At 73.1% G+C, this 21,359-nt stretch carries 22 protein-coding genes; 13 read left to right on the plus strand and 9 right to left on the minus strand.

Going from position 1 to position 21,359, the window contains the following annotated elements; all coding sequences use genetic code 11:
- Positions 1–93: 93 nt before the first annotated feature.
- Positions 94–753, minus strand: coding sequence for an HNH endonuclease family protein (locus LQ51_RS01315; protein ID WP_046562752.1), 660 nt, complete (start codon positions 751–753; stop codon positions 94–96).
- A gap of 268 nt (positions 754–1,021) precedes the next feature.
- Here LQ51_RS01315 and LQ51_RS01320 point away from each other — a divergent pair, with 268 nt between their 5' ends.
- Positions 1,022–1,159: a hypothetical protein gene (locus LQ51_RS01320; RefSeq protein WP_231605145.1), complete on the plus strand. Its 138-nt coding sequence runs from the start codon at positions 1,022–1,024 to the stop codon at positions 1,157–1,159.
- Positions 1,160–1,183: 24 nt separating this feature from the next.
- Here the strand turns inward: LQ51_RS01320 and LQ51_RS01325 are convergent, their stop codons facing one another.
- Entirely contained in the window at positions 1,184–2,053 is an 870-nt protein-coding gene (locus LQ51_RS01325; RefSeq protein WP_046562754.1) for a class I SAM-dependent methyltransferase, read from the minus strand.
- A 22-nt stretch (positions 2,054–2,075) separates the two neighbouring features.
- Positions 2,076–3,095 (minus strand): phage baseplate protein, encoded by a 1,020-nt coding sequence (locus tag LQ51_RS01330; protein ID WP_046562755.1) that lies wholly within the window; start codon positions 3,093–3,095, stop codon positions 2,076–2,078.
- 115 nt (positions 3,096–3,210) lie between these two features.
- On the opposite strand from LQ51_RS01330, the gene LQ51_RS01335 reads away from it, so the two are divergent.
- The 3 genes from LQ51_RS01335 (at position 3,211) to LQ51_RS01345 (ending at position 5,078) form a co-directional block, all read left to right on the plus strand.
- Complete coding sequence (locus LQ51_RS01335) at positions 3,211–3,420, plus strand: hypothetical protein (RefSeq protein WP_046562756.1); 210 nt, start codon at positions 3,211–3,213, stop codon at positions 3,418–3,420.
- A gap of 146 nt (positions 3,421–3,566) precedes the next feature.
- Entirely contained in the window at positions 3,567–4,316 is a 750-nt protein-coding gene (locus LQ51_RS01340) for a neutral zinc metallopeptidase (protein ID WP_046562778.1), read from the plus strand.
- Positions 4,317–4,430: 114 nt separating this feature from the next.
- Positions 4,431–5,078 carry an HAD family hydrolase gene (locus tag LQ51_RS01345; protein ID WP_046562757.1) on the plus strand — a complete coding sequence of 216 codons (648 nt, stop codon included), beginning with the start codon at positions 4,431–4,433 and terminating at the stop codon, positions 5,076–5,078.
- 85 nt (positions 5,079–5,163) lie between these two features.
- Here the strand turns inward: LQ51_RS01345 and LQ51_RS01350 are convergent, their stop codons facing one another.
- The 5 genes from LQ51_RS01350 to LQ51_RS01370 all read right to left on the minus strand — a co-directional run bounded on the left by LQ51_RS01350 (position 5,164) and on the right by LQ51_RS01370 (position 11,634).
- Positions 5,164–7,713 (minus strand): ABC transporter permease, encoded by a 2,550-nt coding sequence (locus LQ51_RS01350; protein ID WP_046562758.1) that lies wholly within the window; start codon positions 7,711–7,713, stop codon positions 5,164–5,166.
- A complete protein-coding gene (locus LQ51_RS01355) occupies positions 7,713–8,480 on the minus strand; it encodes an ABC transporter ATP-binding protein (protein ID WP_046562759.1) in 768 nt (255 codons plus the stop codon). Before LQ51_RS01355 ends, LQ51_RS01350 begins: the two co-directional genes overlap by 1 nt.
- Positions 8,481–8,751: 271 nt before the next feature.
- Complete coding sequence (locus LQ51_RS01360) at positions 8,752–9,432, minus strand: response regulator (RefSeq protein WP_046562760.1); 681 nt, start codon at positions 9,430–9,432, stop codon at positions 8,752–8,754.
- Positions 9,429–10,646, minus strand: coding sequence for a sensor histidine kinase (locus LQ51_RS01365; protein WP_046562761.1), 1,218 nt, complete (start codon positions 10,644–10,646; stop codon positions 9,429–9,431). Before LQ51_RS01365 ends, LQ51_RS01360 begins: the two co-directional genes overlap by 4 nt.
- Positions 10,647–10,722: 76 nt before the next feature.
- Positions 10,723–11,634, minus strand: a complete 912-nt coding sequence (locus LQ51_RS01370) for a RecB family exonuclease (protein WP_046562762.1) — start codon at positions 11,632–11,634, stop codon at positions 10,723–10,725.
- A 132-nt stretch (positions 11,635–11,766) separates the two neighbouring features.
- On the opposite strand from LQ51_RS01370, the gene LQ51_RS01375 reads away from it, so the two are divergent.
- The 3 genes from LQ51_RS01375 (at position 11,767) to LQ51_RS01385 (ending at position 14,504) form a co-directional block, all read left to right on the plus strand.
- Positions 11,767–12,858 (plus strand): M50 family metallopeptidase, encoded by a 1,092-nt coding sequence (locus LQ51_RS01375; protein ID WP_046562763.1) that lies wholly within the window; start codon positions 11,767–11,769, stop codon positions 12,856–12,858.
- Positions 12,855–13,811, plus strand: a complete 957-nt coding sequence (locus tag LQ51_RS01380) for a tRNA (adenine-N1)-methyltransferase (RefSeq protein ID WP_046562764.1) — start codon at positions 12,855–12,857, stop codon at positions 13,809–13,811. The genes LQ51_RS01375 and LQ51_RS01380 overlap by 4 nt, the downstream gene beginning before the upstream one ends.
- A gap of 120 nt (positions 13,812–13,931) precedes the next feature.
- On the plus strand, positions 13,932–14,504 hold the full coding sequence (locus LQ51_RS01385) for a hypothetical protein (RefSeq protein ID WP_046562765.1): 573 nt from the start codon (positions 13,932–13,934) through the stop codon (positions 14,502–14,504).
- Between the two features lie 79 nt (positions 14,505–14,583).
- On the opposite strand, the gene LQ51_RS01390 is transcribed toward LQ51_RS01385, so the two are convergent.
- Positions 14,584–14,874 carry a ferredoxin gene (locus LQ51_RS01390; protein ID WP_046562766.1) on the minus strand — a complete coding sequence of 97 codons (291 nt, stop codon included), beginning with the start codon at positions 14,872–14,874 and terminating at the stop codon, positions 14,584–14,586.
- Between the two features lie 177 nt (positions 14,875–15,051).
- Here LQ51_RS01390 and arc point away from each other — a divergent pair, with 177 nt between their 5' ends.
- From arc to prcA, 6 genes are all read left to right on the plus strand, one after another.
- Positions 15,052–16,833, plus strand: a complete 1,782-nt coding sequence (gene arc / locus LQ51_RS01395; protein WP_046562767.1) for a proteasome ATPase — start codon at positions 15,052–15,054, stop codon at positions 16,831–16,833.
- Positions 16,834–17,114: 281 nt separating this feature from the next.
- On the plus strand, positions 17,115–18,632 hold the full coding sequence (gene dop, locus LQ51_RS01400; protein WP_046562768.1) for a depupylase/deamidase Dop: 1,518 nt from the start codon (positions 17,115–17,117) through the stop codon (positions 18,630–18,632).
- 108 nt (positions 18,633–18,740) lie between these two features.
- On the plus strand, positions 18,741–18,947 hold the full coding sequence (locus LQ51_RS01405; RefSeq protein WP_046562769.1) for a ubiquitin-like protein Pup: 207 nt from the start codon (positions 18,741–18,743) through the stop codon (positions 18,945–18,947).
- Positions 18,948–19,133: 186 nt separating this feature from the next.
- Positions 19,134–19,655 (plus strand): endonuclease VII domain-containing protein, encoded by a 522-nt coding sequence (locus LQ51_RS31620; protein ID WP_231605156.1) that lies wholly within the window; start codon positions 19,134–19,136, stop codon positions 19,653–19,655.
- A complete protein-coding gene (gene prcB / locus LQ51_RS01415) occupies positions 19,574–20,413 on the plus strand; it encodes a proteasome subunit beta (protein WP_197087493.1) in 840 nt (279 codons plus the stop codon). Before LQ51_RS31620 ends, prcB begins: the two co-directional genes overlap by 82 nt.
- Before the next feature lie 65 nt (positions 20,414–20,478).
- Entirely contained in the window at positions 20,479–21,309 is an 831-nt protein-coding gene (prcA, locus tag LQ51_RS01420; protein WP_046562772.1) for a proteasome subunit alpha, read from the plus strand.
- Positions 21,310–21,359 lie beyond the last annotated feature (50 nt).

Raw genomic sequence — 21,359 nt, forward strand, 5'->3', positions numbered from 1 at the left:
CAGCCAGCCGGCTGGCGGCGAGCGCCGGGGGAGCCGACGAGCGGCGTCCCGCCGGCCGGGGCCGTCGCGTCGGCGGCGGCCCCGGCCGGTGGTTCAGTACGCGTAGGTCACCGACACGGTGGTGCTGGGGCAGTTGTTCGCCCAGCTGGTCAACGCGTTCTTCTCCGCGCTGTCCACGGTGAGCCGCCAGCGGATCTTCACGGCGACCCACTCCTTGACGTAGCGGCAGCGGGCGGAGGCGTACGGCGGCAGCCAGGTCGCCGGGTCCTGGTCGCCCTTGACCTGGTTCACGTTGTCGGTGACCGCGGCCAGGGCCCGGGCGTCGCCCAGGTCGTTGGCGTACGCCTGGCGTCGGCTGGTGGTCCAGGACCGGGCGCCGGAATCCCAGGCTTCGGCCAGCGGCACCATGTGGTCGATGTCGAGGTCGCTGGTGAGGGTCCAGTAGGCGTTGTCGTAGTAGGAGTACCAGCGGCCGCCGGAGAGGGTGCAGGTGCCGCTGACGCTCGGCGCGGTCACGGCCTCGGCGAGGAGGACCTCGTTGCGGGTGTTGCAGCGGTCGCCGTCGGCGTCGATCCAGTGCGGGAACAGGTCGCGGCTGTAGCCGGTGCGGACCTCGGTGGCGACCGGGAGGCCGGCGGCGGCGGTGGTGAGGGAGGCGGAGTAGCCGTCGGCCGGGGCCGGCTGGGCGAGGCCGAGGGTGGCGGCCAGGAGCGCGCCGAGGCTGATGGCCGTCGCGCGGAGGGTGCGGGTCATGGTGCTCCGTCCGATCGGGGGAAGGTGGCACCTATATAGACCAGCCTGGAAGTAACGGTCCAGATCAGTTTGCGTGAACGGCGGTTGAGGGCCGGACGTACCTTCTGGGCCTTTGCGTCTGTCGTGTTGACCGCGGCTTTAACCGTTCGCAGGCGGATGGGCGCATGCTGGAGGATGCTGGCCTTACGGCATCCGGCCGTGGACCAGATCGAGGAGAGGGGCGGGGATGGCCGACGACACCCCTTCGCAGCTTCCGTCGGAGCCGCCCATGGCCGTACGCGAGCCGGCCGTCGCGTCGCCCGCCGGCCCGCCGAGCAGCCTGGACCTCTGGGCCCGGGCACAGGTGCTGCACCGCTGCTTCGGTGACGACGACGGCGAACCGCACATCATGCGCGGCCTGGACTAGTCGGGGCTCGCACCCGCCGCCCGGTCAGTCGCCGGGCGGCCCTTCGGCGCGCCACCCCGCCGCCGCCCGTTCGGGGCCGTCGCCGACCCGGGCGGAGCCGAGCAGGGCGGCCGTGGGCAGCCGCAGCGTCCCGTCGGCGTCCCGGTAGCCGGCGGTGAGCCGGTCGTACTCGGGTCGCAGGCGAGCCCGCACGGCGGCGGGCTGCCGCTGCATCATCAGCCCGGCGCTGCCGATGCCGGCCGCCGGGCCGGCCCACCAGTCCTCCGGGTCGGCGTGGTGCGTCCAGGTCAGGGTCTGGCAGCGCACGTCGGCCAGCCCCGCCCCGGCCAGCAGGCCGGCCAGGCCCGGCTCGGTGCGCGGAAAGTCCCGCTCGGGCGCGAGCCGGGGCAGGTCGGCCGGCGGAGCGCCCCCGGCGGCGGCGACGGCCTCGCCCCAGAGGCGCTGCAGCGGCGGGTGCGGCGACGGCCAGACCGTCACCGCCACCCGCCCGCCCGGGCGTACCACCCGGCACAGCTCGGCCAGCGCGGCCGCCGGGTTCCCGACGTGGTTCAGCACGAAGTTCGCCACCGCCGCGTCGAAAACGGCGGCCGGGAACGGCAGGTGGGGCAGGGCCGCGGCGCAGCGCCGCGCGTCCGGCGCCTGCCGCTCGGCCGCGTCGAGCATGCCCGCCTCGACGTCGACCGCCACCACCCGGGCGTCGCGGGCCAGCGCGGCCGCCGCGACGGTGCCGGGCCCGGTGCCGGCGTCGAGCAGCCGCCGTCCGGCCCGCACCGCCGCGGCGTCCAGCAGCGCCGGTGTCGGGTACGCGCAGAGCCGGGCGAAGCTGCGCTCGTACGCCTGCGCCCGGCCTGCCCAGCGGGACCGCTCGTGCCGGTCGTACTCCGTGTCGATCATGCGTCGAGGGTAGCCCCGGGCCTCAGACCAGCAGGTCCTTGTAGTAGATGCTGGCGTTGCGGGCGCCCGACTCGCCGCCGGCGAAGCCGCAGCAGAGCCGGGCCGAGCTGGCGCTGCCGGTGGGCAGCTGGATGGCCATGCCCTCCGGCTCCCGGAACGGGATGGTGTAGCCGGCCTTGGTGAGCCCCCGGTCGACCTGCGCGCCGGTGTTGAGGTCCACCACCGTGATGTACGTGTTGCCGGTGCCCTCGACCGAGTCGTACGTGCCGTACGCCGACCCTTCCAGCAGGTACAGGTAGCTGCCGAGCGCGGTGTAGCCCTGGAACGGCCGGGCGGAGCCCACGGTCGCCGGCTGGGCGACGCTGGCCAACGGGGTGTAGGTGCGGGCGCGTACGTCGGCCAGGTTGTAGACGTTGTAGCGGAAGCCGCTGCTGACCTTGTGCCGGAGGATGATCCGGTTGGTGGTCGGGTCGATGGCGCAGGTGTTGTTGGTGGAGCCGCTGACCGGCCGGTGCTTCTCCAGGCCGCTGGTCGAGGTGGTGAACACGGCGCCGGCGGTGAACTTGAACCGGGTGATGGCGGTGCCCCACTGGTCGACCGCGTCGGTCTCGGTCCACAGGTAGGCGGTGCTGCCGACCGGCTCCACGCCGATCTGCACGCCGTGGCCGAAGCCCTTCAGGTACATGAAGGTGATCTTGTTGCCGGCCAGGTCGAGCTGGCTGACGCAGAGGTCGCCGTTGGCGGCCCGGGTGGCCCCGGGGACCGGCGCGCTCTCGCCGGGCAGCTGGACACCACCCTGCACCACCTGCACCGTGTAGATCCGCTTGTTGACGTTGTCGAAGGCGAACGACTGCATCACCGTGTTGTTGTGCAGTCGATTGCCGCGGATCAGCTTGTCCGACGGGTCGCTCAGGTCGAACCGCTTGGACGCCGGCACGGCCGCCGCCGCCGGCCGGACGCCGGCGGCCACGCCGAACGCCGCCCCGGCGGTGCCCACACCGGCCGCGCGCAGCAGGGTTCGTCGATTGATGAGGTGCTCCATGGATGCCCCCGTGTGTCGAAACTGGACGATCGGCACACCCTATCGGCGGGGCGTCGGCCCGGCTGCCCCGTCGCGGGAGCCCCGGCAGCGGCGCGGACCTCCTACGCTGACCGTCATGACGACGGTACTGGTGGCCCTTGCGGTGGTGGCGGTGCTGGTGGCGGCGGCGGTCGGCGTCGTCCTGCGGCGGGACCGGGGCCGGTCCGGCCCGGACGAGGACCGGTCGGCGGCCCGCGACGCGGACGCCCGCCGCCAGCGGTACGAGGGGCAGCGCCACGCCTCCCAGTCGCACACCGTCCGGCGGGACATGCCGAACAGCATGTGACGTCCCGTCCGGCCGACGGTCGATGCGCGCGCCGCCGGGCGGACCGCTGAACGGTGCCCGCTACGGGCGCGTGTTTCCCGGTGGGCATCAACGGTGCGCGGGCGGGGTACTTGCGCAGCCACAGTGACTCAGCCGGGGAGGCGACCGTGCGCAAGAAGGCGGGACGTCGGCGGCCGGGCCCGCTCGCGGGGCTCCTGGCGGCGGCGGTGATAGCGGCCGGCTGCATGGGTGGCGGCCTCGACTCCGGCGAGCCGGAGCAGCCACGCCAGGGGCGGACCGGCGCGCCCGCCTCCCCGGGCGCGGAGGACACCGAGGCCGACGGCACCACCAGCGTCGCCGAGTTCAAGCGGGACTTCTCCGCCGCGGTCGGCATCGCCGAGCGGTACTGGTCCGACCGGTTCCGCGCCTCCGGCCAGCGGTTCCAGCCGATCCGCCGGGTGGTGCCGTACACCCGGGCGGGGGAGGTGTCCTGCGGCGGTGAGGGACTGCCCCGCAACAACGCCGTCTACTGCTCGGCCGGCGACTTCATCGCCTACGACGTGAACTGGTCGGTGGCGGCGTTCCGGCAGGTCGGTGACGCGTTCCTGTTCTACCTGCTCGGCCACGAGTATGCCCACGGCGTGCAGGTGCGCCTCGGCGTCCGCTACAACTTCACCATCCAGCAGGAGTTGCAGGCCGACTGCATGGCCGGGGCCTACATCGGCGACAACGTCCGGTCCCGGGTGCTCAAGCTCGACAAGGGCGACCTGGACGAGTTCCGGGAAGGGCTGCTGGCGGTCGGCGACGACCCGGACCAGCCGTGGTTCGCCGAGGGCTCGCACGGCACCGCCGAGCAGCGCACCGACTCGTTCTTCCGCGGCTACGAGAAGTCCCTGGACGCCTGCGGCCTCGGATGATGCCGCAGGTCACCCTCGACCGGGAGGCCGGCCACCGGCCCGGTCCCGGCTGAGAGGATCAGCGGGTACGCCCACCCGAGGAGGCCCCCGCTGAGCAGCAAGCATCCCGCCGCCGTGCTCTTCGACATGGACGGCACCCTGGTCGACAGCGAGAAGCTCTGGGACGTCGCGTTGCAGGAGTTGGCGGCCGTCTACGGCGGCACCCTCTCCGACGCCGCCCGCGTGGCGATCATCGGCACCAGCATGGCCGACTCGATGCGGATCCTGCACGACGACCTGGGCCAGCCGGAGCGCGACCCGCAGGCCAGCGCCGACTGGATCAACGCCCGCATCCTGGAGCTGTTCCGCACCGGCCTGCGCTGGCGGCCGGGCGCGCTGGCGTTGCTGCGGGCGGTCCGGGCCGCGGGGATCCCCACCGCCCTGGTCACCTCCAGCGGCCGGCCGCTGGTCGAGGTGGCCCTGGACACCCTCGGTCGGGACAGTTTCGACGCCGTGGTCTGCGGCGACGAGGTGGACGCGGCGAAGCCGCACCCCGAGCCGTACCTGACCGCCGCCCGGCTGCTCGGCGTGCCGATCGCGCGCTGCGTGGCGATCGAGGACTCGCCGACCGGGGTGGCCAGCGCGCTGGCCGCCGGCGCCGCCGTGCTGGCCGTGCCGGCCGAGGTGCCGCTGCCGCCGACCGCGGGCGTACACCAGCTGGCCAGCCTGACCGGCGCGGACCTGGAGCTGCTCGCGGCGCTGCTCGGCGAACCGCCGGCCTGACCGCCGCGGCCCGGCGCCGGCCGGCCCGACCACGCGCGACGGCCCCCGCCACCTCAGGTGGCGGGGGCCGGCACGGCCGGTGGGATCAGTCGTGCGCGATGGCGCCCAGCACGTTGATCCGCGCCGCGCGGACCGCCGGCAGCACCGCGGCGACGACGCCGACGATGGTGGCCAGGATCAGGAACGTCCCCATCTGGCTCCAGGGCAGGACCAGCTTGGTGATGCCCTCGTCCTTCAGCGCGCGGACCACGGCGGCGCCGAGACCGCTGCCGACGACCACGCCGAGCAGCGCCCCGAAGAGCGAGATCACCACCGCCTCCACGGTGATCATCCGCATGGTCTGCGCCCGGCGCAGCCCGATCGCCCGCAGCAGACCCAGCTCGCGGGTCCGCTCCAGCACCGACAGGGCCAGGGTGTTCACGATCCCGAGCACCGCGATCGCGATGGCCAGCGCCAACAGGATCTGGATCATCCGTAGCGGGGTGTCCAGCTGGCTGGTCTGCTGCTTCACGAACGAGCCGAGGTCCACCACGGTGACCTCCGGGCTGTCCGCGAGCAGCCGCTCGACCTGCGGCTGCACGTCCTCGACCCGGGTCCCCGGGGCGAGCTGGACGAAGCCCTGGATCGGCTGCGGCATGGCGAAGTCGCGGACCGCCTGCGGGGGCAGCACCATCGGGTTGGTCAGCTGGCTGCTCTCGTAGATGCCGCTGACCGTGTAGGTGCGCGCGTCGCCCCGGGACAGCTGCACGGTCACCGTCGAGCCGACCGACAGGTTCCGCGCGGACGCGGTGTCGGAGCTGAGCAGCAGCTGGTCGGGGGCCAGCCGGCTGATGTCACCGGCGGTGGCCTTCGTCCCGAAGATCCGCTCCAGCGCGGCCACGTTGCTGGACGCCGCCACCCAGGTCCGGGTGCCGTTGACCACCGCCATGTCGCCGTACTCGCCGTCGACCAGTTGCACCCCGGGCAGGGTGGCCGCCTTGTCCAGCACCGCCGGGTCGAAGCTCGGCGGTCGCGGGCCGGACTGGGCGCCGGCGATCACCAGGTCGGCCTTGATGGTGTCGGTGGCCAGTGAACTGATGCTGCTCTTCGCCGAGTCGAGGATCACCGTCACCCCGGTGACCAGGGCGATGCCGACCATCAGCGCGGCGGCCGTGATCGCCGTACGCCGCGGGTTGCGGCCCGAGTTGAGCCGGCCGAGCTTGCCCGGCACCGACCAGGCGAAGATCGCGCCGAGCAGCGAGACCACCGGCCGGCTGATCAGCGGGGTCAGCAACGCCACGCCGATGAACGCGAAGAGCACCCCGCCGAGGATGGTGGCCAGGGTGTTGTCCCCGGCGTGCCCGCCCAGGCCGAGGAAGAGCAGGCCGGCGCCGATGGCGGTGACCACCGCCCCGCCGACGGTCACCCGGGTCAGTGGCCGGTCCGGGTTCGCCACGTCCTGCATCGCCGCGATCGGCGGGATCCGGGACGCCCGCAGCGCCGGCAGCAGCGCCGCCACCACGGTGATCACCAGGCCGACGGAGAACGCGCCGATCACCGCCGCCGCCGGCACGCCGAGCCCGGCCACGGCGAGCCCGCCGGCGAGCTTGCCGAACAGGTACGCCAGCAGCGCGCCGACGCCGATGCCCGCGCCCAGCCCGAGCACCGAGGCGATCAGGCCCACCGCCACGGCCTCCAGCACCACCGAGCCGATGACCTGGCGGCCGCTGGCGCCGATGGCGCGCAGCAGCGCCAGCTCGCGGGTGCGCTGGGCGACGATGATGGAGAACGTGTTCAAGATCAGGAACGTGCCGACCAGCAACGCCACCGCGGCGAAGCCGAGCAGCACCTTGTTGATGAAGGAGAGACCCTCCTTGAGGCTGGCCGAGGCGTCGGCGGCCACCTGCTCGCCGGTCTTCACCTCGTACTGCCCGCCCAGGGCGCCGGCCACGGCGTCCCGCAGCGACTCCGGGCTGGTCCCGTCGGTGGCCTGCGCCGTGATGCTGGTGAACACGTCCGGCTCGCCGAGCATCAGCCGCTGGGCCACCGGGGTGGTGAAGGCGACCTCGTTGACGCCGCCGATGGAGTCCCGGCCGCCGCTGTAGCCGAAGACGCCGACCAGGGTGAACTCCTGCTTCGGGGCCAGCGTCAGCACCCCGACCCGGTCGCCGACCTTGACCTTCGCGGCCTTGGCCAGCGCGGCGTTCACCACGATCTCGCCGTCGGCCCGGGGCTCGCGCCCCTCGCGCAGCGTCACCAGGTCGCTCTCGCCGAGCCAGTTCTCGCCCAGCTGCGGCGGGCCGAACGAGGCCACCACCTTGCCGTTGCTGCCGATCAGCCGGGCCCCGTCGGCGTTGACCACGCCCTTGGCCTCGGCCACCCCCGGCACCGTCTTCACCTGCTCCAGCACGGCGGCCGGCACCGGGGTGGCCACCTGCTCGCCCTCGGCCTCGCTGAGCGCGACCTTCGGCTTGCCGGCCACGTTGACGTCGACGTCGGAGAACCCGTCGGCGAAGACCGCGTCGAAGGAGCGGCCCAGGGTGTCGGTGAGCACGAACGCGCCCGAGACGAACATGACGCCCAGCACCACGGCCAGGCCGGACAGCAGCAGGCGCACCTTGCGCGCCAGCAGGCTCTTCAGGGTCGCCCGGACCATCAGTTCGCCACCTCGGCCGGGGTGTCCAGCTTCTTCATGGTGTCCAGCACCGTCTCCGCCGTCGGCTCGATCAGCTCGGAGACGATCTCACCGTCGGCCAGGAAGACCACCCGGTCGGCGTACGCGGCCGCGGTCGGATCGTGGGTGACCATCACGATGGTCTGGCCGTGCTCGCGTACCGAGTTGCGCAGGAAGTTCAGCACCTCGGCGCCGGAACGGGAGTCCAGATTGCCGGTCGGCTCGTCCGCGAAGATCACCTCGGGTCGGGCGACCAGCGCCCGCGCGCACGCCACCCGCTGCTGCTGGCCGCCGGAGAGCTGCGCCGGGCGGTGCCCCAGCCGGTCCCGCAGGCCGACCGTGTCGATCACCGTGTCGTACCACGCCGGGTCCGGCTTGCGGCCGGCGATCGACAGCGGCAGCAGGATGTTCTCCTGGGCGGTGAGCGTGGGCAGCAGGTTGAACTGCTGGAAGATGAAGCCGACCTTGTCCCGGCGCAGCTTCGTCAGCCCGGAGTCGCCGAGCCCGGTCACCGTGGTCTCGCCGATCATGACGGTGCCCCGGGTCACCGAGTCCAGCCCGGCGAGGCAGTGCATCAGCGTCGACTTGCCCGAACCGGACGGGCCCATGATCGCGGTGAACCGGCCCCGCTCGAACTCGGCGTTCACCCCCCGCAGCGCGACGACCTGCGCCTCGCCGCTGCCGTACACCTTCCACACGTCGCTGGCCCGGGCCGCGGCCTGCGCCTGCTGCCCCACCGTCGCGGTCACGTCATCTACCTCTTCCGTCTGATTCTCGAATCCGCACCGCCCCCGCTGACCGGTGCGACCGTTCCATCCTCGATGCCGCGGCCGGGACATCCGTCCGTCTCCGGACGTATCCGGTGCCGGAAATTCCGGTGCGGGTCACCCCCGAGGCCGACTCAGGGTCATCCCCGACCGCCGCCCGGCGGCGAGACTATGGCCTCACGTTGCGTGATGGTCAACCGTGCCATGTGGCTGATGGTCACGGTAGGTGACCGCCGCCACCCCGCCGCCCGGGTCAGCCGCCCGGCCGTACCAGCCCCGTCTCGTACGCCAACACCACCGCCTGCACCCGGTCGCGCAGCCCCAACTTGGTCAGCACGTGGCCGACGTGGGTCTTGATGGTGGTCTCGCTGACCGACAGCGCCCGGGCGATCTCCGCGTTCGACAACCCTCGTGCCACCTGCACCAGCACCTCGCGCTCCCGCTCGGTCAGCGCGTCCAGCGCCTTCGGCGGGGTGGCCGCCGGATCGGGCAGCGCGTCGGCGAACCGGTCCAGCAGCCGGCGCAGGATGCGCGGCGCCACCACCGCCTCGCCGGCCGCCACCGTGCGGATCGCGGTGACCAGGTCCTCGGCCGGCACGTCCTTGGCCAGGAACCCGCTCGCCCCGGCGCGCAACGCGCCCACGACGTACTCGTCCAGGTCGAAGGTGGTGAGGATGAGCACCCGCACCGGCAGCCGGGCGTCGACGATGGCCCGGGTCGCCGCCACCCCGTCCATCCGGGGCATCCGGATGTCCATCAGCACCACGTCCGGCAGCAGCCGGCGGGACAGTTCCACCGCCTCCAGGCCGTCCCCGGCCTCGGCCACGATGTCCAGGTCCTCCTCGCTGCCCAGCACCATCCGGAACCCGGTCCGCAGCAGCGGCTGGTCGTCGGCGAGCAGGACGCGCACCGGCCGGCCCGTGCTGTCCGTCATCCCCGTCCCCCCGTCGCCGCGCCCGCCGGGACCACCCCGACGGAGTCCAGCGGGATCCGCGCGTACACCCGGAAGCCGCCGCCGGGCCGCGGGCCCGTGCGCAGGACCCCACCGTAGAGGGCGACCCGCTCCCGCATCCCGACCAGCCCGTGCCCGATCCGGTCGGTCGCCGGCGTCGGCCCCCGCCCGGTGTCGGTGACCTCCACCGCCAGGCAGCCGTCGCCCCAGCTGAGGGCGACCTCCGCGGTGGCCCGTCCGCCGTGCTTGAGGGTGTTGGTCAGCGCCTCCTGGATGACCCGGTAGACGGCCAGCGCCACGCCCTCCTCCAGCGCGGCGGGCGTCCCGGCCACCCGCAGCGTCACCGGCAACCCGGCGTCCCGGACCTGCTCGACGAGGGTCTCGATGCCGGTCAGCCCCGGCTGTGGGGCCAGCTCGGCCGCCGGCTCGGCGTCGGTGCGCAGCACGTCCAGCAGCCGGCGCAGCTCCCGCAGGGTCGCCCGGCCGGTCTCCTCGATGGTGGCCAGCGCGCCGTCGGCGGCCTGCGGGTCCCGGTGCAGCACCCGCCGCGCCCCGGTCGCCAGCACCCCCATCACGCTGACGTGGTGGGCCACCACGTCGTGCAGTTCCCGCGCGATCCGCCGCCGCTCGTCGGCGACGGCCTGCTCGGCCAGGGAGCGCTGGGTCGCCTCGGCGATCCGGGCCCGCTCCCGCAGCATCCGGGTCGACTGCCCCCGCGCCTGCACCGCCCGCCCCACCGCGAACGCCACGCCGGCGGTGAGCAGGTTGTTGAGCAGCAGGTACGCCGGACCCATGTCGAGCACGCCGTCCAGCGGGACGGCCAGGTTGGCCAGCAGCACCGGCACCCACAGCAGCAGCGCGGCCAGCCCGGCCGGGCGCAGCGGCCGGTGGGCGGCCATCGTGTAGGTGAGCACCACGAAGGTCAGCCCCTGGGTGCCCGGCGCGTGCCGCAGCAGCACCGGCAGGGCCAGCGTCGCCACCGCCGCCCACACCGCCGGCCACGGCGCGACCCGGCGCACCGCCACCGGGGCGGCGGCCAGCACGCTGCCGCCCAGCGCGGCCCAGAGCTGCCCGGGCCGCAGCTCCTGCGGCAGCAGCAGCAGGAAGGCGGCGTCCAGTGCCGCCAGGACGAGCGCGAGGCCGGTGTCGGCGGCCAGCGGTCGACGCCGGAGCCACCCCGGCAGCCGGTTGGTCATGCCACGACGCTAGCCGCCACCAGGCCGGGCCCGTCGTCGCCGAAGCCGAACCCGGCCTCCTCCGGAAGGAGGAGGGTCACTCGTCCGCGCCCGGCGCCGCCGGCCGGGACCGGGCGTCGGTGAGCGGGTCGCCGGCACCGGCGGCGGGGAACGGCGGCGGGGTGCCACCGAAGCTCGGGCAGCGCGCCTGGTGGCTGCACCAGTCGCAGAGCCGGCTCGGCCGGGGCCGGAACTCCTGCCGCGCGGTGGCCTGCTCGATCGCCTGCCAGAGGGCCACCACGGTGCGCTCGAAGCGCAGCAGCTCCTCGGCGTCGGGGGCGTAGTCGCAGACCTCGGCGTCCTTGAGGTAGAGCAGCCGCAGCACCCGGGGCACCACGCCCCGGGTCCGCCACAGCACCAGGGCGTAGAACTTGAGCTGGAACAGCGCCCGCGCCTCGAACGCCTCGCGCGGCGCCCCGCCGGTCTTGTAGTCGACCACCCGCAGCGCGCCGTCCGGGGCCACGTCGAGCCGGTCCAGGTAGCCGCGGATCAGCAGCTCCCCGTCGACCACCGCGGAGATCAACGCCTCCCGCTCGGCCGGCTCCAGCCGGCGCGGGTCCTCCACCGCGAAGTAGCCCTCCAGCAGGCCCGCCGCCGAGCGGAGGAAATCGGCCTGCGCCGCGGCGTCGCCCTCGGTGAACAGGCTGGCCAGCTCCGGCTGCTCGGCCACCAGCCGGTCCCACTGCGGGGCCACCAGGTCACCGGCGGAGCGCGGCGTGCGCGCCGCCGCCGGCAGGTCGAACAGCCGCTCCAGCACCGCGTGCACCAGGGTGCCCCGGGCCTGCTCCACGGTCGGCCGCTCAGGCAGCCGGTCGATGCTGCGGAACCGGTAGAGCAGCGGGCAGGTCTTGAAGTCGGCCGCCCGCGACGGCGACAGCGACGCCCGCACCGTGGGCGGCTCCGCCGCCGGGGGGAGGGGCTGCGTGTCGATCACCGGTTCCGCCGTCATGCCCGGAAGGTTAGGGCACCGGTGTGACAGGGCCGCCGTCGCCGCACCGGGGCATGATCCGCCGCGCGTACCATCAGGCCGGTGGAGCGCAGCAGCCGACCGTCCCGCCGGCCCGGGCTGACCGTCGGTCGGGTGTGCGGCGTCCCGCTGCGCGTCGACGCGTCGATGCTGCTGCTCACCGCCCTCGTCACCGTCCTGTACGCGGCCCTCGCCCGCCGCCAGCTCGACCTCGGCCAGCTCGGCGGCTACCTGGTCGCGCTGGGCTTCGTGATCTCCCTGCTCGGCTCGGTGCTGCTGCACGAGCTGGGGCACGCGCTCACCGCCCGCCGGTACGGCATCGGCGTACGCGGGATCACCCTGGAACTGCTCGGCGGCTACACCGAGATGGACCGGGACGCCCCCAGCCCTCGCGTCGACCTGCTGGTCTCGCTGGCCGGCCCGGCCGTCTCCGCGGTCCTCGGCGCGGCCGGCGTGGCCGCCACCCTGGCCCTTCCCGGCGGCACCCTGGCCCACCTGCTCGCCTTCCAGCTGGCGGTGAGCAACGTGGTGGTCGCCGTGTTCAACAGCCTGCCCGGGCTCCCGCTCGACGGCGGTCGGGCGCTGCGGGCCGCGGTCTGGGCGCTCACCCGGGACCGGCACCTGGGCACCGAGGTCGCCGGCTGGGTCGGCCGGGCCGTGGCGCTGGCCACCCTGGCCCTGGTCGTGCTGCTCACCCTGCGCCGGGCCGTCGCCCCGCTCGCCGTGCCGCTGGTGCTGCTCGTCGCGGTCACCCTGTGGCGCGGCGCCGGGCAGTCCATCCGGATGGCCCGGATCGGCCGGCGCCTGCCGCTGGTCGACCTCGCCCGGCTGGCCCGCCCGGTGTTCCCGGTGCCCAGCGGCACCCCGCTCGCCGAGGCGCAGCGCCGCCGCGCCGAGGGCGTCGACCCGGCCGCCGCGCTCGCCGTGGCCGACGCCGCCGGCCGGCCCGTCGCCCTGGTGGACCCGGCCCGGGCCGACGCCGTACCCCCGGAACGGCGGCCGTGGCTCGCGGTGGACGCGGTCTGCCGCGACCTGGCCGGCCTGCCCGCCCTCCCGGTCGGCGCGGACGGCGAGCACGTGCTGGAGACGCTGCGCACCCACCCGGGCGCACAGTACGTCGTGACGGCAGGCGAAGATGTGGTCGGCGTCCTGCACATCGCGGATCTGGCCCAGCTCCTGGAACCCAAACGGAAGACGAACACGTGACCGCTCATTCCCCCACCGCCCCGGCGCTGCCTCCTGTGCACCGGGGACCGTTCCGGCCCGGCGACCGGGTGCAGCTGACCGACCCCAAGGGCCGGATGCACACCGTGACGCTGGAACCCGGCAAGGAGTTCCACACCCACCGGGGGATCCTCAAGCACGACGCGCTGATCGGCCTGCCCGACGGCAGCGTGGTCACCACCGCCGGCGGTGGCACCGCGTTCCTGGCGCTGCGGCCGCTGCTGTCCGACTACGTGCTCTCCATGCCGCGCGGCGCCCAGGTGATCTATCCGAAGGACTCGGCGCAGATCGTGGCCATGGGCGACATCTTCCCCGGCGCCAAGGTCCTCGAGGCCGGCGCCGGCTCCGGTGCGCTCTCCTGCTCGCTGCTGCGCGCCGTGGGCACCGAGGGTGAGCTGCACTCCTGGGAGCTGCGGGAGGACTTCGCCGCGATCGCCAAGCGCAACGTGGAGGCCTTCTTCGCCGGCCCGCACCCGGCCTGGCGGCTGCACGTCGGTGACGTCGCGCAGTGCCAGGAGACCGGTTTCGACCGGATCATCCTGGACATGCTCACCCCGTGGGAGACCCTCGACATGGTCGAGCGGGCGCTGGTGCCCGGCGGCGTCTTCATCGGCTACGTGGCCACCACCCCGCAGCTGTCCGAGCTGGTCGAGGCGCTGCGCGAGCGCGGCGGGTGGACCGAGCCGCGCGCCTGGGAGTCCCTGGTTCGCGACTGGCACGCCGAAGGGCTGGCCGTCCGCCCCGACCACCGCATGATCGCGCACACCGCGTTCCTGGTCTCCGCGCGCAAGCTCGCCCCCGGGGTCACCGCGCCGCCGCGGCGGCGCAAACCCAGCAAGGGCACCGAGGCGTACGTCCAGCGCCGGCAGGCGTTGCGCGAGGCGGAACTGGCCCGCCGGGTGGCCGCCGAGGAGCCGGCGCAGGGCGAGGTGTGACCCCCCGGCGCAGCCGGGTACGAACGGGTGGATCATGTGTCCGGGGGGACGGCGCCGCACGGGTGGAGACGGTGGCATGAGCGAGCGGATCGGTGGACGGCATCACCGGGAGGCGTGGGCATGAGCAGCCCCGGCTACGGCAACGGCGACCTGCCCGCGGTCTTTCCCGACTGGTCGCCCTACGCCGACCTGGAGTCGGCGGCGCGGGCCTACCTGCGCGACCCGGACATCGCCCTGGACGCCCTCGGCGGGGTGCTGCGCGGCGCGTCGGTGCTCGGCTTCACCCTGGAACGCTTCGTCAACGAGGTCAACGGGGTGTGGCAGGAGGTCGTCGTCTGCGACGGCAGCCGGCTGGTGCTCTGGCACGGCGAGGACGTCCCGCCGGGGGAGGGGCCGCCCGGGTCGATGACCTCCTCGCTGCGGGTGGTGCCGGTCTCCACGGTCACCGAGGTCGGCTGCCGGCGCCGGCTCACCCGCGCCGACAACGGCGAGGTCCGGATCGACAGCATCGACGTCTACCTGCTGCTCAGCTCGCTGGACGAGGCCCCGCCCGGCGACGAGGCGGTCGGCGCGCCCCGGCACGACGCGCTGCGCTTCGGCAAGACCCTCGACGACGGCGGGGCCGGGCAGATCGCCCGGCTGGAGGAGTTCGCCCGGCTGGTCGCCTCGGTGGTCGGCCGCCCCCTGCTCTGAGCGGACGCACGCGGGCCGGGGACGTCGCCGTCCCCGGCCCGCGCTGTCGATCGTCCTGGCCGCCGCGCCCGGCCGGCGCTCAGTCCCCGGCCTCGGGCCCGGCCACCTCGACGCCGTCGCCGCGCACCACGTGGATGCACTCGCCCGGGCACTCCTTCGCCGAGTCGATCACCTCGAGGCGCAGGTGCTCGGGCACGTCCACCCGGGCGCCGGGGGTCAACCGCAGCTGGCCGTCGGCGCCCTTGACGTACGCCAGGCCGTCGACGTCGAACTCGAAGACCTCCGGCGCGTACTGCACGCACAGCCCGTCACCGGTGCACAGGTCCTGGTCGACCCAGACCTGAAGCTGGTCCGTCGCGACGTCGGTCACGAAGCACCCCCCATGTTCTCCCGTCCCACGCCCCGACGGTACCCGAACGCCCGTACCCGCCCGCCGACCAGCCCTTGGCGATCAAGCTTCGGTGACGAGCGCGTTGCGGAGGACCGAATCGGGCTCATAGCGGCTAGTGTTAGCTCAGAACGTTCAAGCCCCCCGGGGAGGTGGGACGTGGCACGCAGCGACGACGCGGACTCGCGCGCCGCACGGTGGGAGAAGGAGGCCCACGATCTCTCCACGCAGGTCGCGTTCCTGCAAGAGGAACTCGCTCTGGTGCGGCGCAAGTTGACCGAAAGCCCCCGACACGTCCGGCAGCTCGAGGAGCGGCTGGCGGCCACCCAGGCCCAGTTGGCGCGGCTGACCGAGAACAACGAACGGCTCGTGAGCACCCTCAAGGAGGCTCGCGCGCAGATCGTGACGCTCAAGGAGGAGATCGACCGCCTCGCCCAGCCACCGAGTGGCTACGGCGTGTTCCTGGCCAAACACGACGACGGCACGGTGGACGTGTTCACCGGCGGGCGCAAGCTCCGGGTGGCCGTCTCACCCTCGTTGGAGGTCGACGAGCTGCGTCGCGGCCAGGAGGTCCTGCTCAACGACGCGCTCAACATCGTCGACGCGCTCGGCTACGAGCGGGTCGGCGAGGTGGTGATGCTCAAGGAGATCCTCGCGGGTCCCGACGGTGCTCCGGGCGACCGGGCCCTGGTGGTCTCCCACTCCGACGAGGAGCGGATCGTGCACCTCGCCGAGACCCTGATCGGTTCGCCGATCCGGGCCGGTGACTCGCTGATGATCGAGCCCCGCTCGGCGTACGCCTACGAGCGGATCCCCAAGAGCGAGGTCGAGGAGCTGGTCCTGGAGGAGGTGCCCGACGTCGACTACACCGACATCGGCGGCCTCCAGGCGCAGATCGAGCAGATCCGCGACGCCGTGGAGCTGCCGTTCCTGCACGCCGACCTGTTCCGCGAGCACCAGCTCCGGCCGCCCAAGGGCATCCTGCTCTACGGCCCGCCCGGCTGCGGCAAGACGCTGATCGCCAAGGCGGTGGCCAACTCGCTGGCCAAGAAGATCGCCGAGCGGGAGGGCAAGGAGCGGCACACCAGCTTCTTCCTCAACATCAAAGGCCCGGAGCTGCTCAACAAGTACGTCGGCGAGACCGAGCGGCACATCCGGCTGATCTTCCAGCGGGCCCGGGAGAAGGCCGGCGAGGGCACCCCGGTGATCGTGTTCTTCGACGAGATGGACTCGGTGTTCCGCACCCGCGGTTCCGGTGTCTCCTCCGACGTGGAGAACACCATCGTCCCGCAGCTGCTCAGCGAGATCGACGGCGTGGAGGGCCTGGAGAACGTCATCGTCATCGGCGCCTCCAACCGGGAAGACATGATCGACCCGGCGATCCTGCGGCCCGGCCGGCTCGACGTCAAAATCAAGATCGAGCGGCCGGACGCCGAGGCGGCCAAGGACATCTTCTCCAAGTACATCCTCGCCGGCCTGCCGCTGCACGCCGACGACCTCGCCGAGCACGGCAGCGACCCCCAGGCCACCGTCGCCGCGATGATCGACGCGGTGGTGCTGCGGATGTACTCGGAGACCGAGGAGAACCGCTTCCTCGAGGTCACCTACGCCAACGGCGACAAGGAAGTCCTCTACTTCAAGGACTTCAACTCCGGCGCGATGATCCAGAACATCGTCGACCGGGGCAAGAAGATGGCCATCAAGGAGTTCCTCACCTCGGGGCGCAAGGGCCTGCGGCTGCAGCACCTGCTCGACGCCTGCGTCGACGAGTTCCGCGAGAACGAGGACCTGCCCAACACCACCAACCCCGACGACTGGGCGCGCATCTCCGGCAAGAAGGGCGAGCGGATCGTCTACATCCGCACGCTCGTCTCCGGCGGCAAGGGCGCCGAGGCCGGGCGGTCGATAGAGACCGCCAGCAACACCGGTCAGTACCTGTAACCCCCACGGCGACACCGAGGGGCTCGCGGCGCACCCCGCCGCGGGCCCCTCGCGCGTCCACCGGGGCCGCCCGCGCCCGCCCTCCCGTCCGTCCGCGCCCGCCTCCCCGTCCGTCCGCGCCCGCCCTCCCGTCCGTCCGCGCCGGTCCCACGTACGCCCGCGCCCGCCGTCGCGGGACCGGGCACGGCGCACGCGCGGGCCCCGCCGCGCCACCTTCCCGGGTGACGGCGACTACGCTCGACGTGACGGGGACCGGGACGGCGAGCGGAGCGGGCAGGTCGATGAGCGTCAGACGGATCATGGGCACCGAGGTCGAGTACGGCATCTCCGTTCCCGGCCAGGCCGGAGCCAACCCGATGGTCACCTCCTCACAGGTGGTCAACGCCTACGGGGCGCGCCCCGAACTCAACCGGGGCGGCCGGGCCCGCTGGGACTACGAGGAGGAGTCGCCGCTGCGCGACGCCCGCGGCTTCACCTACTCCGGTGCCGCGTACGACCCGGCCGAGGCGCTCGCCGACGAGGACCTGGGCCTGGCCAACGTGATACTCACCAACGGCGCCCGGCTCTACGTCGACCACGCCCACCCGGAGTACTCCACGCCCGAGGTGACCAACCCGCTGGACGTGGTGCGCTGGGACAAGGCCGGCGAGCGGGTGATGGCCGAGGCGGCGCGGCGGGCCGCCACCATCCCCGGCACCCACCCGATCCACCTCTACAAGAACAACACCGACAACAAGGGCGCCAGCTACGGCGCGCACGAGAACTACCTCATGCGCCGGCAGACCCCGTTCGCCGACATCGTGGCGTACCTGACGCCGTTCTTCGTCACCCGGCAGATCGTCTGCGGCGCGGGCCGGGTCGGCATCGGCCAGGACGGCGGCCAGAGCGGCTTCCAGATCTCCCAGCGCGCCGACTTCTTCGAGGTCGAGGTGGGGCTGGAGACCACCCTCAAGCGGCCCATCATCAACACCCGCGACGAGCCGCACGCCGACGCCGACAAGTACCGCCGGCTGCACGTGATCATCGGGGACGCCAACCTCTCCGAGATCTCCACGTACCTCAAGGTCGGCACCACGGCGTTGATCCTCACCATGATCGAGGAGAAGGCGCTCGGCGCCGACCTCGGCATCGCCGACCCGGTCAGCGAGCTGCGCGCGGTCAGCCACGACCCGGGGCTGCGGCACCTCATGCGGCTGCGCGACGGCCGCAAGCTCACCGCGCTGGACGTGCAGTGGGCCTACCTGGAGCGGGTCCGGTCCTTCGTGGAGGACCGCTACGGCGACGACGTGGACGCGCAGACCGCCGACGTGCTGGACCGCTGGGAGAGCGTGCTGGACCGGCTCGGCCGGGACGCCTTCGAGTGCGCCGACGAGCTGGACTGGGTGGCCAAGCTGCGGCTGCTGGAGGGCTACCGGGAGCGGGAGAAGCTCGGCTGGGGCGCGCACAAGCTCCAGCTGGTCGACCTGCAGTACTCCGACGTGCGCCCGGAGAAGGGCCTCTACCACCGGCTGGTCTCCCGCGGCTCGATGAAGACGCTGCTCACCGACGAGCAGACCCGCGCCGCGATGACCGAGCCGCCGGAGGACACCCGGGCCTACTTCCGGGGCCGCTGCCTGGCCCAGTACGCCTCCGAGGTGGTCGCCGCGAGCTGGGACTCGGTCATCTTCGACGTGGGCCGGGAGTCGCTGGTGCGGGTGCCGATGATGGAGCCCGAGCGGGGCACCCGCAAGCACGTCGGGGAGCTGTTCGACCGCTGCGCGAGCGCCAAGGACCTGCTGGAGATGCTGACCGGCGGCTGAGCCGGATGCCGGAAAGCCCGTCGAGTGCCGGAACCCGGCGCGCGGCGGGCTTTTCGTCGTCCGGGCGAGGTAAGTTGATCGCAGGGCGATCGTGGAGGAGGCACCACCATGGCGACGCAAGAGGGCGGGCAGACCCAGTCCGGCAAGTCGCACGAGGAGGTCGAGGAGGTCACCGCGCAGGCCAACCCCGAGGTTGCCGAGCGGCACGCCGAGATCACCGAGGACGTCGACGACCTGCTCGACGAGATCGACTCCGTCCTGGAGGAAAACGCAGAGGAATTTGTCCGCGGATATGTACAGAAAGGGGGGGAGTAGGGCATAGCCGGCAATTCGGACATGCCTCGCTCTCTCGATGACCGCGACGGGCGGCGGCGCTGCCGTGACTGCGGCATGTGGAAGCCCCTCGAAGACTTCTGCAGCAACAGCGGACGCCCCGACGGTCGTGGTAGCTATTGCAAGCCGTGCTTCAACACGCGGTCCAAGGCCAGTTACGCCAAACGGGTGAAGGAGCAGCAGGGCCGGGAGGTTCGACCGGTGCGCCGCGCACCGGAGGGCCACCGGCACTGTCCTGCATGTGGTGAAACCAAGCTTCTCGACGACTTCCCACGCAACCGCTCCGCACGGTCCGGTTACGGCCGATACTGCAAGCCTTGCCACAACGCGAAGGGCAAGGAGACACGAGAGCGGCTCTACGGCGGCACCCGTGAGTACCACCTGCGGCGGCGGTACGGGGTCGGGCAGAAGGAGTTCGACGAACTGCTCGCCGAGCAGGGCGGCGTGTGCGCGATCTGCGGGTCCGCCGACCCGCAACATCTGGACCACGATCATCGCACCGGATGGGTGCGCGGGATACTCTGCTTCAACTGTAATGGTGGTCTTGGTCAGTTCCGGGACAGTCCGGAGAGGCTGGCCAGGGCGATCACGTACCTGAGAGGAACCACGTGGCAGCGGGTTTTGATCCATCCGGGCGTCTTCCAGATGTGTTCACCAACGCGGGGACGTCCTCCTTCACAGCGTTCCTGAGCAAGGTGGCCCCCGAGATGCTGCCCGGCCGTCGGCCGCTGCCGCCCGGCATGGCCGCCGACCTGGCGCCGCACGCGACGACCATCGTGGCCATCTCGGCCGCCGGTGGCGTGGTGATGGCCGGCGACCGGCGCGCCACGATGGGCAACCTGATCGCCCAGCGCGACATCGAGAAGGTGCACCCGGCCGACGCGTACTCGCTGGTCGGCATCGCCGGCACCGCCGGCATCGGCATCGAGCTGATGCGACTGTTCCAGGTGGAGCTGGAGCACTACGAGAAGATCGAGGGCGCGATGCTCTCGCTCGACGGCAAGGCCAACCGGCTGGCCTCGATGATCCGGGGCAACCTGGGCGCGGCCATGCAGGGCCTCGCGGTGATCCCGCTCTTCGCCGGCTTCGACCTGGCGGCGAGCGATCCGGCGCGGGCCGGCCGGATCTTCAGCTTCGACGTGACCGGCGGGCCCTACGAGGAGACCGGCTACGACGCGATCGGCTCCGGTTCGCTCTTTGCCAAGTCGGCCCTGAAGAAGCGGTTCCGCACCGGCCTGTCGGTCGACGACGCGGCGCGGCTGGCCGTGGAGGCGCTCTACGACGCGGCCGACGACGACACCGCGACCGGCGGTCCGGACCTGACCCGCCGGATCTACCCGGTGGTGATGACCGCGACGGCGGACGGCACCCACCGGCTCACCGACGCCGAGACGGCGGCGATCGCCGAAGGCGTGGTGGCCGGCCGGATGGAGAACCCCGGCGGCTGAGCCGCCCGCGCCCACCTGATCCCGTCAGCAGTCCCCAGCACAGCGCCCGAAGGAGAACCGCCGCCGTGGCCATGCAGTTCTACGCCTCACCCGAGCAGATCATGCGCGACCGCTCCGAGCTGGCCCGCAAGGGCATCGCCCGGGGCCGCAGCGCGGTGGTCCTGAGCTACGACGGTGGGGTGCTCTTCGTCGCGGAGAACCTCTCCAGCACCCTGCACAAGGTCAGCGAGATCTACGACCGGATCGGTTTCGCCGCAGTCGGCCGGTACAACGAGTTCGAGAACCTGCGCCGGGCCGGGGTCCGGATGGCCGACCTGAACGGGCTGAGCTACGACCGGCGGGACGTGACCGGCCTGGCGCTGGCCAACGCGTACGCGCAGACGCTGGGGGCGATCTTCACCGAGCAGTCGAAGCCGTTCGAGGTGGAGATCTGCGTGGCCGAGGTCGGCGCGACCCCGGACGACGACGCGCTCTACCGGGTGACCTACGACGGATCGGTGAACGACGAGCCCGGCCGGATGGCGATGGGTGGCCAGGCCGAGGCGATCACCGGGGCGTTGAAGAACGAGCACCGGCCGGAGATGTCCCTCGCCGAGGCGGTCCGGGCCGCGATGAAGGCGCTGAGCAGCGTCGGTGGTGAGGGCGGGTCGGCGCGTACGATCGCCGCCAACCAGTTGGAGGTGGCGGTGCTGGACCGCCGCCGGGTGGGCCGGACGTTCCGGCGGATCACCGGGGCGGCGTTGACCGCGCTGCTGGAGGGGGATTCGGCCGCGGACGCCGCGCCGGCGGCGGGGCGGGCGAAGACCCCGACGGTGCCCACCGAGGAGCCGAAGAAGCCGACCACGTCGGCGGGCTCGGCGGACCTGGAGGGTCCGCAGGACGAGGCCGGCGCGTAGTCCCGGACGAGGCCGCGCCAGTCCCAGCCGGGGCCGCGAGCGGCCCGGGT

Origin of the sequence: Micromonospora sp. HK10 (assembly GCF_000982955.1) — a bacterium.
Taxonomy (GTDB): Bacteria; Actinomycetota; Actinomycetes; order Mycobacteriales; family Micromonosporaceae; genus Micromonospora.

Coding starts and splice junctions, on each gene's coding strand:
- LQ51_RS01335 (WP_046562756.1), top strand. CDS start 3,211: ATGACGACGGTACTGGTGGCCCTTGCGGTGGTGGCGGTGCTGGTGGCG.
- LQ51_RS01365 (WP_046562761.1), bottom strand. CDS start 10,646: ATGACCAACCGGCTGCCGGGGTGGCTCCGGCGTCGACCGCTGGCCGCC.
- dop (WP_046562768.1), top strand. CDS start 17,115: ATGAGCGTCAGACGGATCATGGGCACCGAGGTCGAGTACGGCATCTCC.
- LQ51_RS01360 (WP_046562760.1), bottom strand. CDS start 9,432: ATGACGGACAGCACGGGCCGGCCGGTGCGCGTCCTGCTCGCCGACGAC.
- LQ51_RS01315 (WP_046562752.1), bottom strand. CDS start 753: ATGACCCGCACCCTCCGCGCGACGGCCATCAGCCTCGGCGCGCTCCTG.
- LQ51_RS01385 (WP_046562765.1), top strand. CDS start 13,932: ATGAGCAGCCCCGGCTACGGCAACGGCGACCTGCCCGCGGTCTTTCCC.
- LQ51_RS01325 (WP_046562754.1), bottom strand. CDS start 2,053: ATGATCGACACGGAGTACGACCGGCACGAGCGGTCCCGCTGGGCAGGC.
- LQ51_RS01320 (WP_231605145.1), top strand. CDS start 1,022: ATGGCCGTACGCGAGCCGGCCGTCGCGTCGCCCGCCGGCCCGCCGAGC.
- LQ51_RS01370 (WP_046562762.1), bottom strand. CDS start 11,634: ATGACGGCGGAACCGGTGATCGACACGCAGCCCCTCCCCCCGGCGGCG.
- LQ51_RS01350 (WP_046562758.1), bottom strand. CDS start 7,713: ATGGTCCGGGCGACCCTGAAGAGCCTGCTGGCGCGCAAGGTGCGCCTG.
- LQ51_RS01330 (WP_046562755.1), bottom strand. CDS start 3,095: ATGGAGCACCTCATCAATCGACGAACCCTGCTGCGCGCGGCCGGTGTG.
- LQ51_RS01405 (WP_046562769.1), top strand. CDS start 18,741: ATGGCGACGCAAGAGGGCGGGCAGACCCAGTCCGGCAAGTCGCACGAG.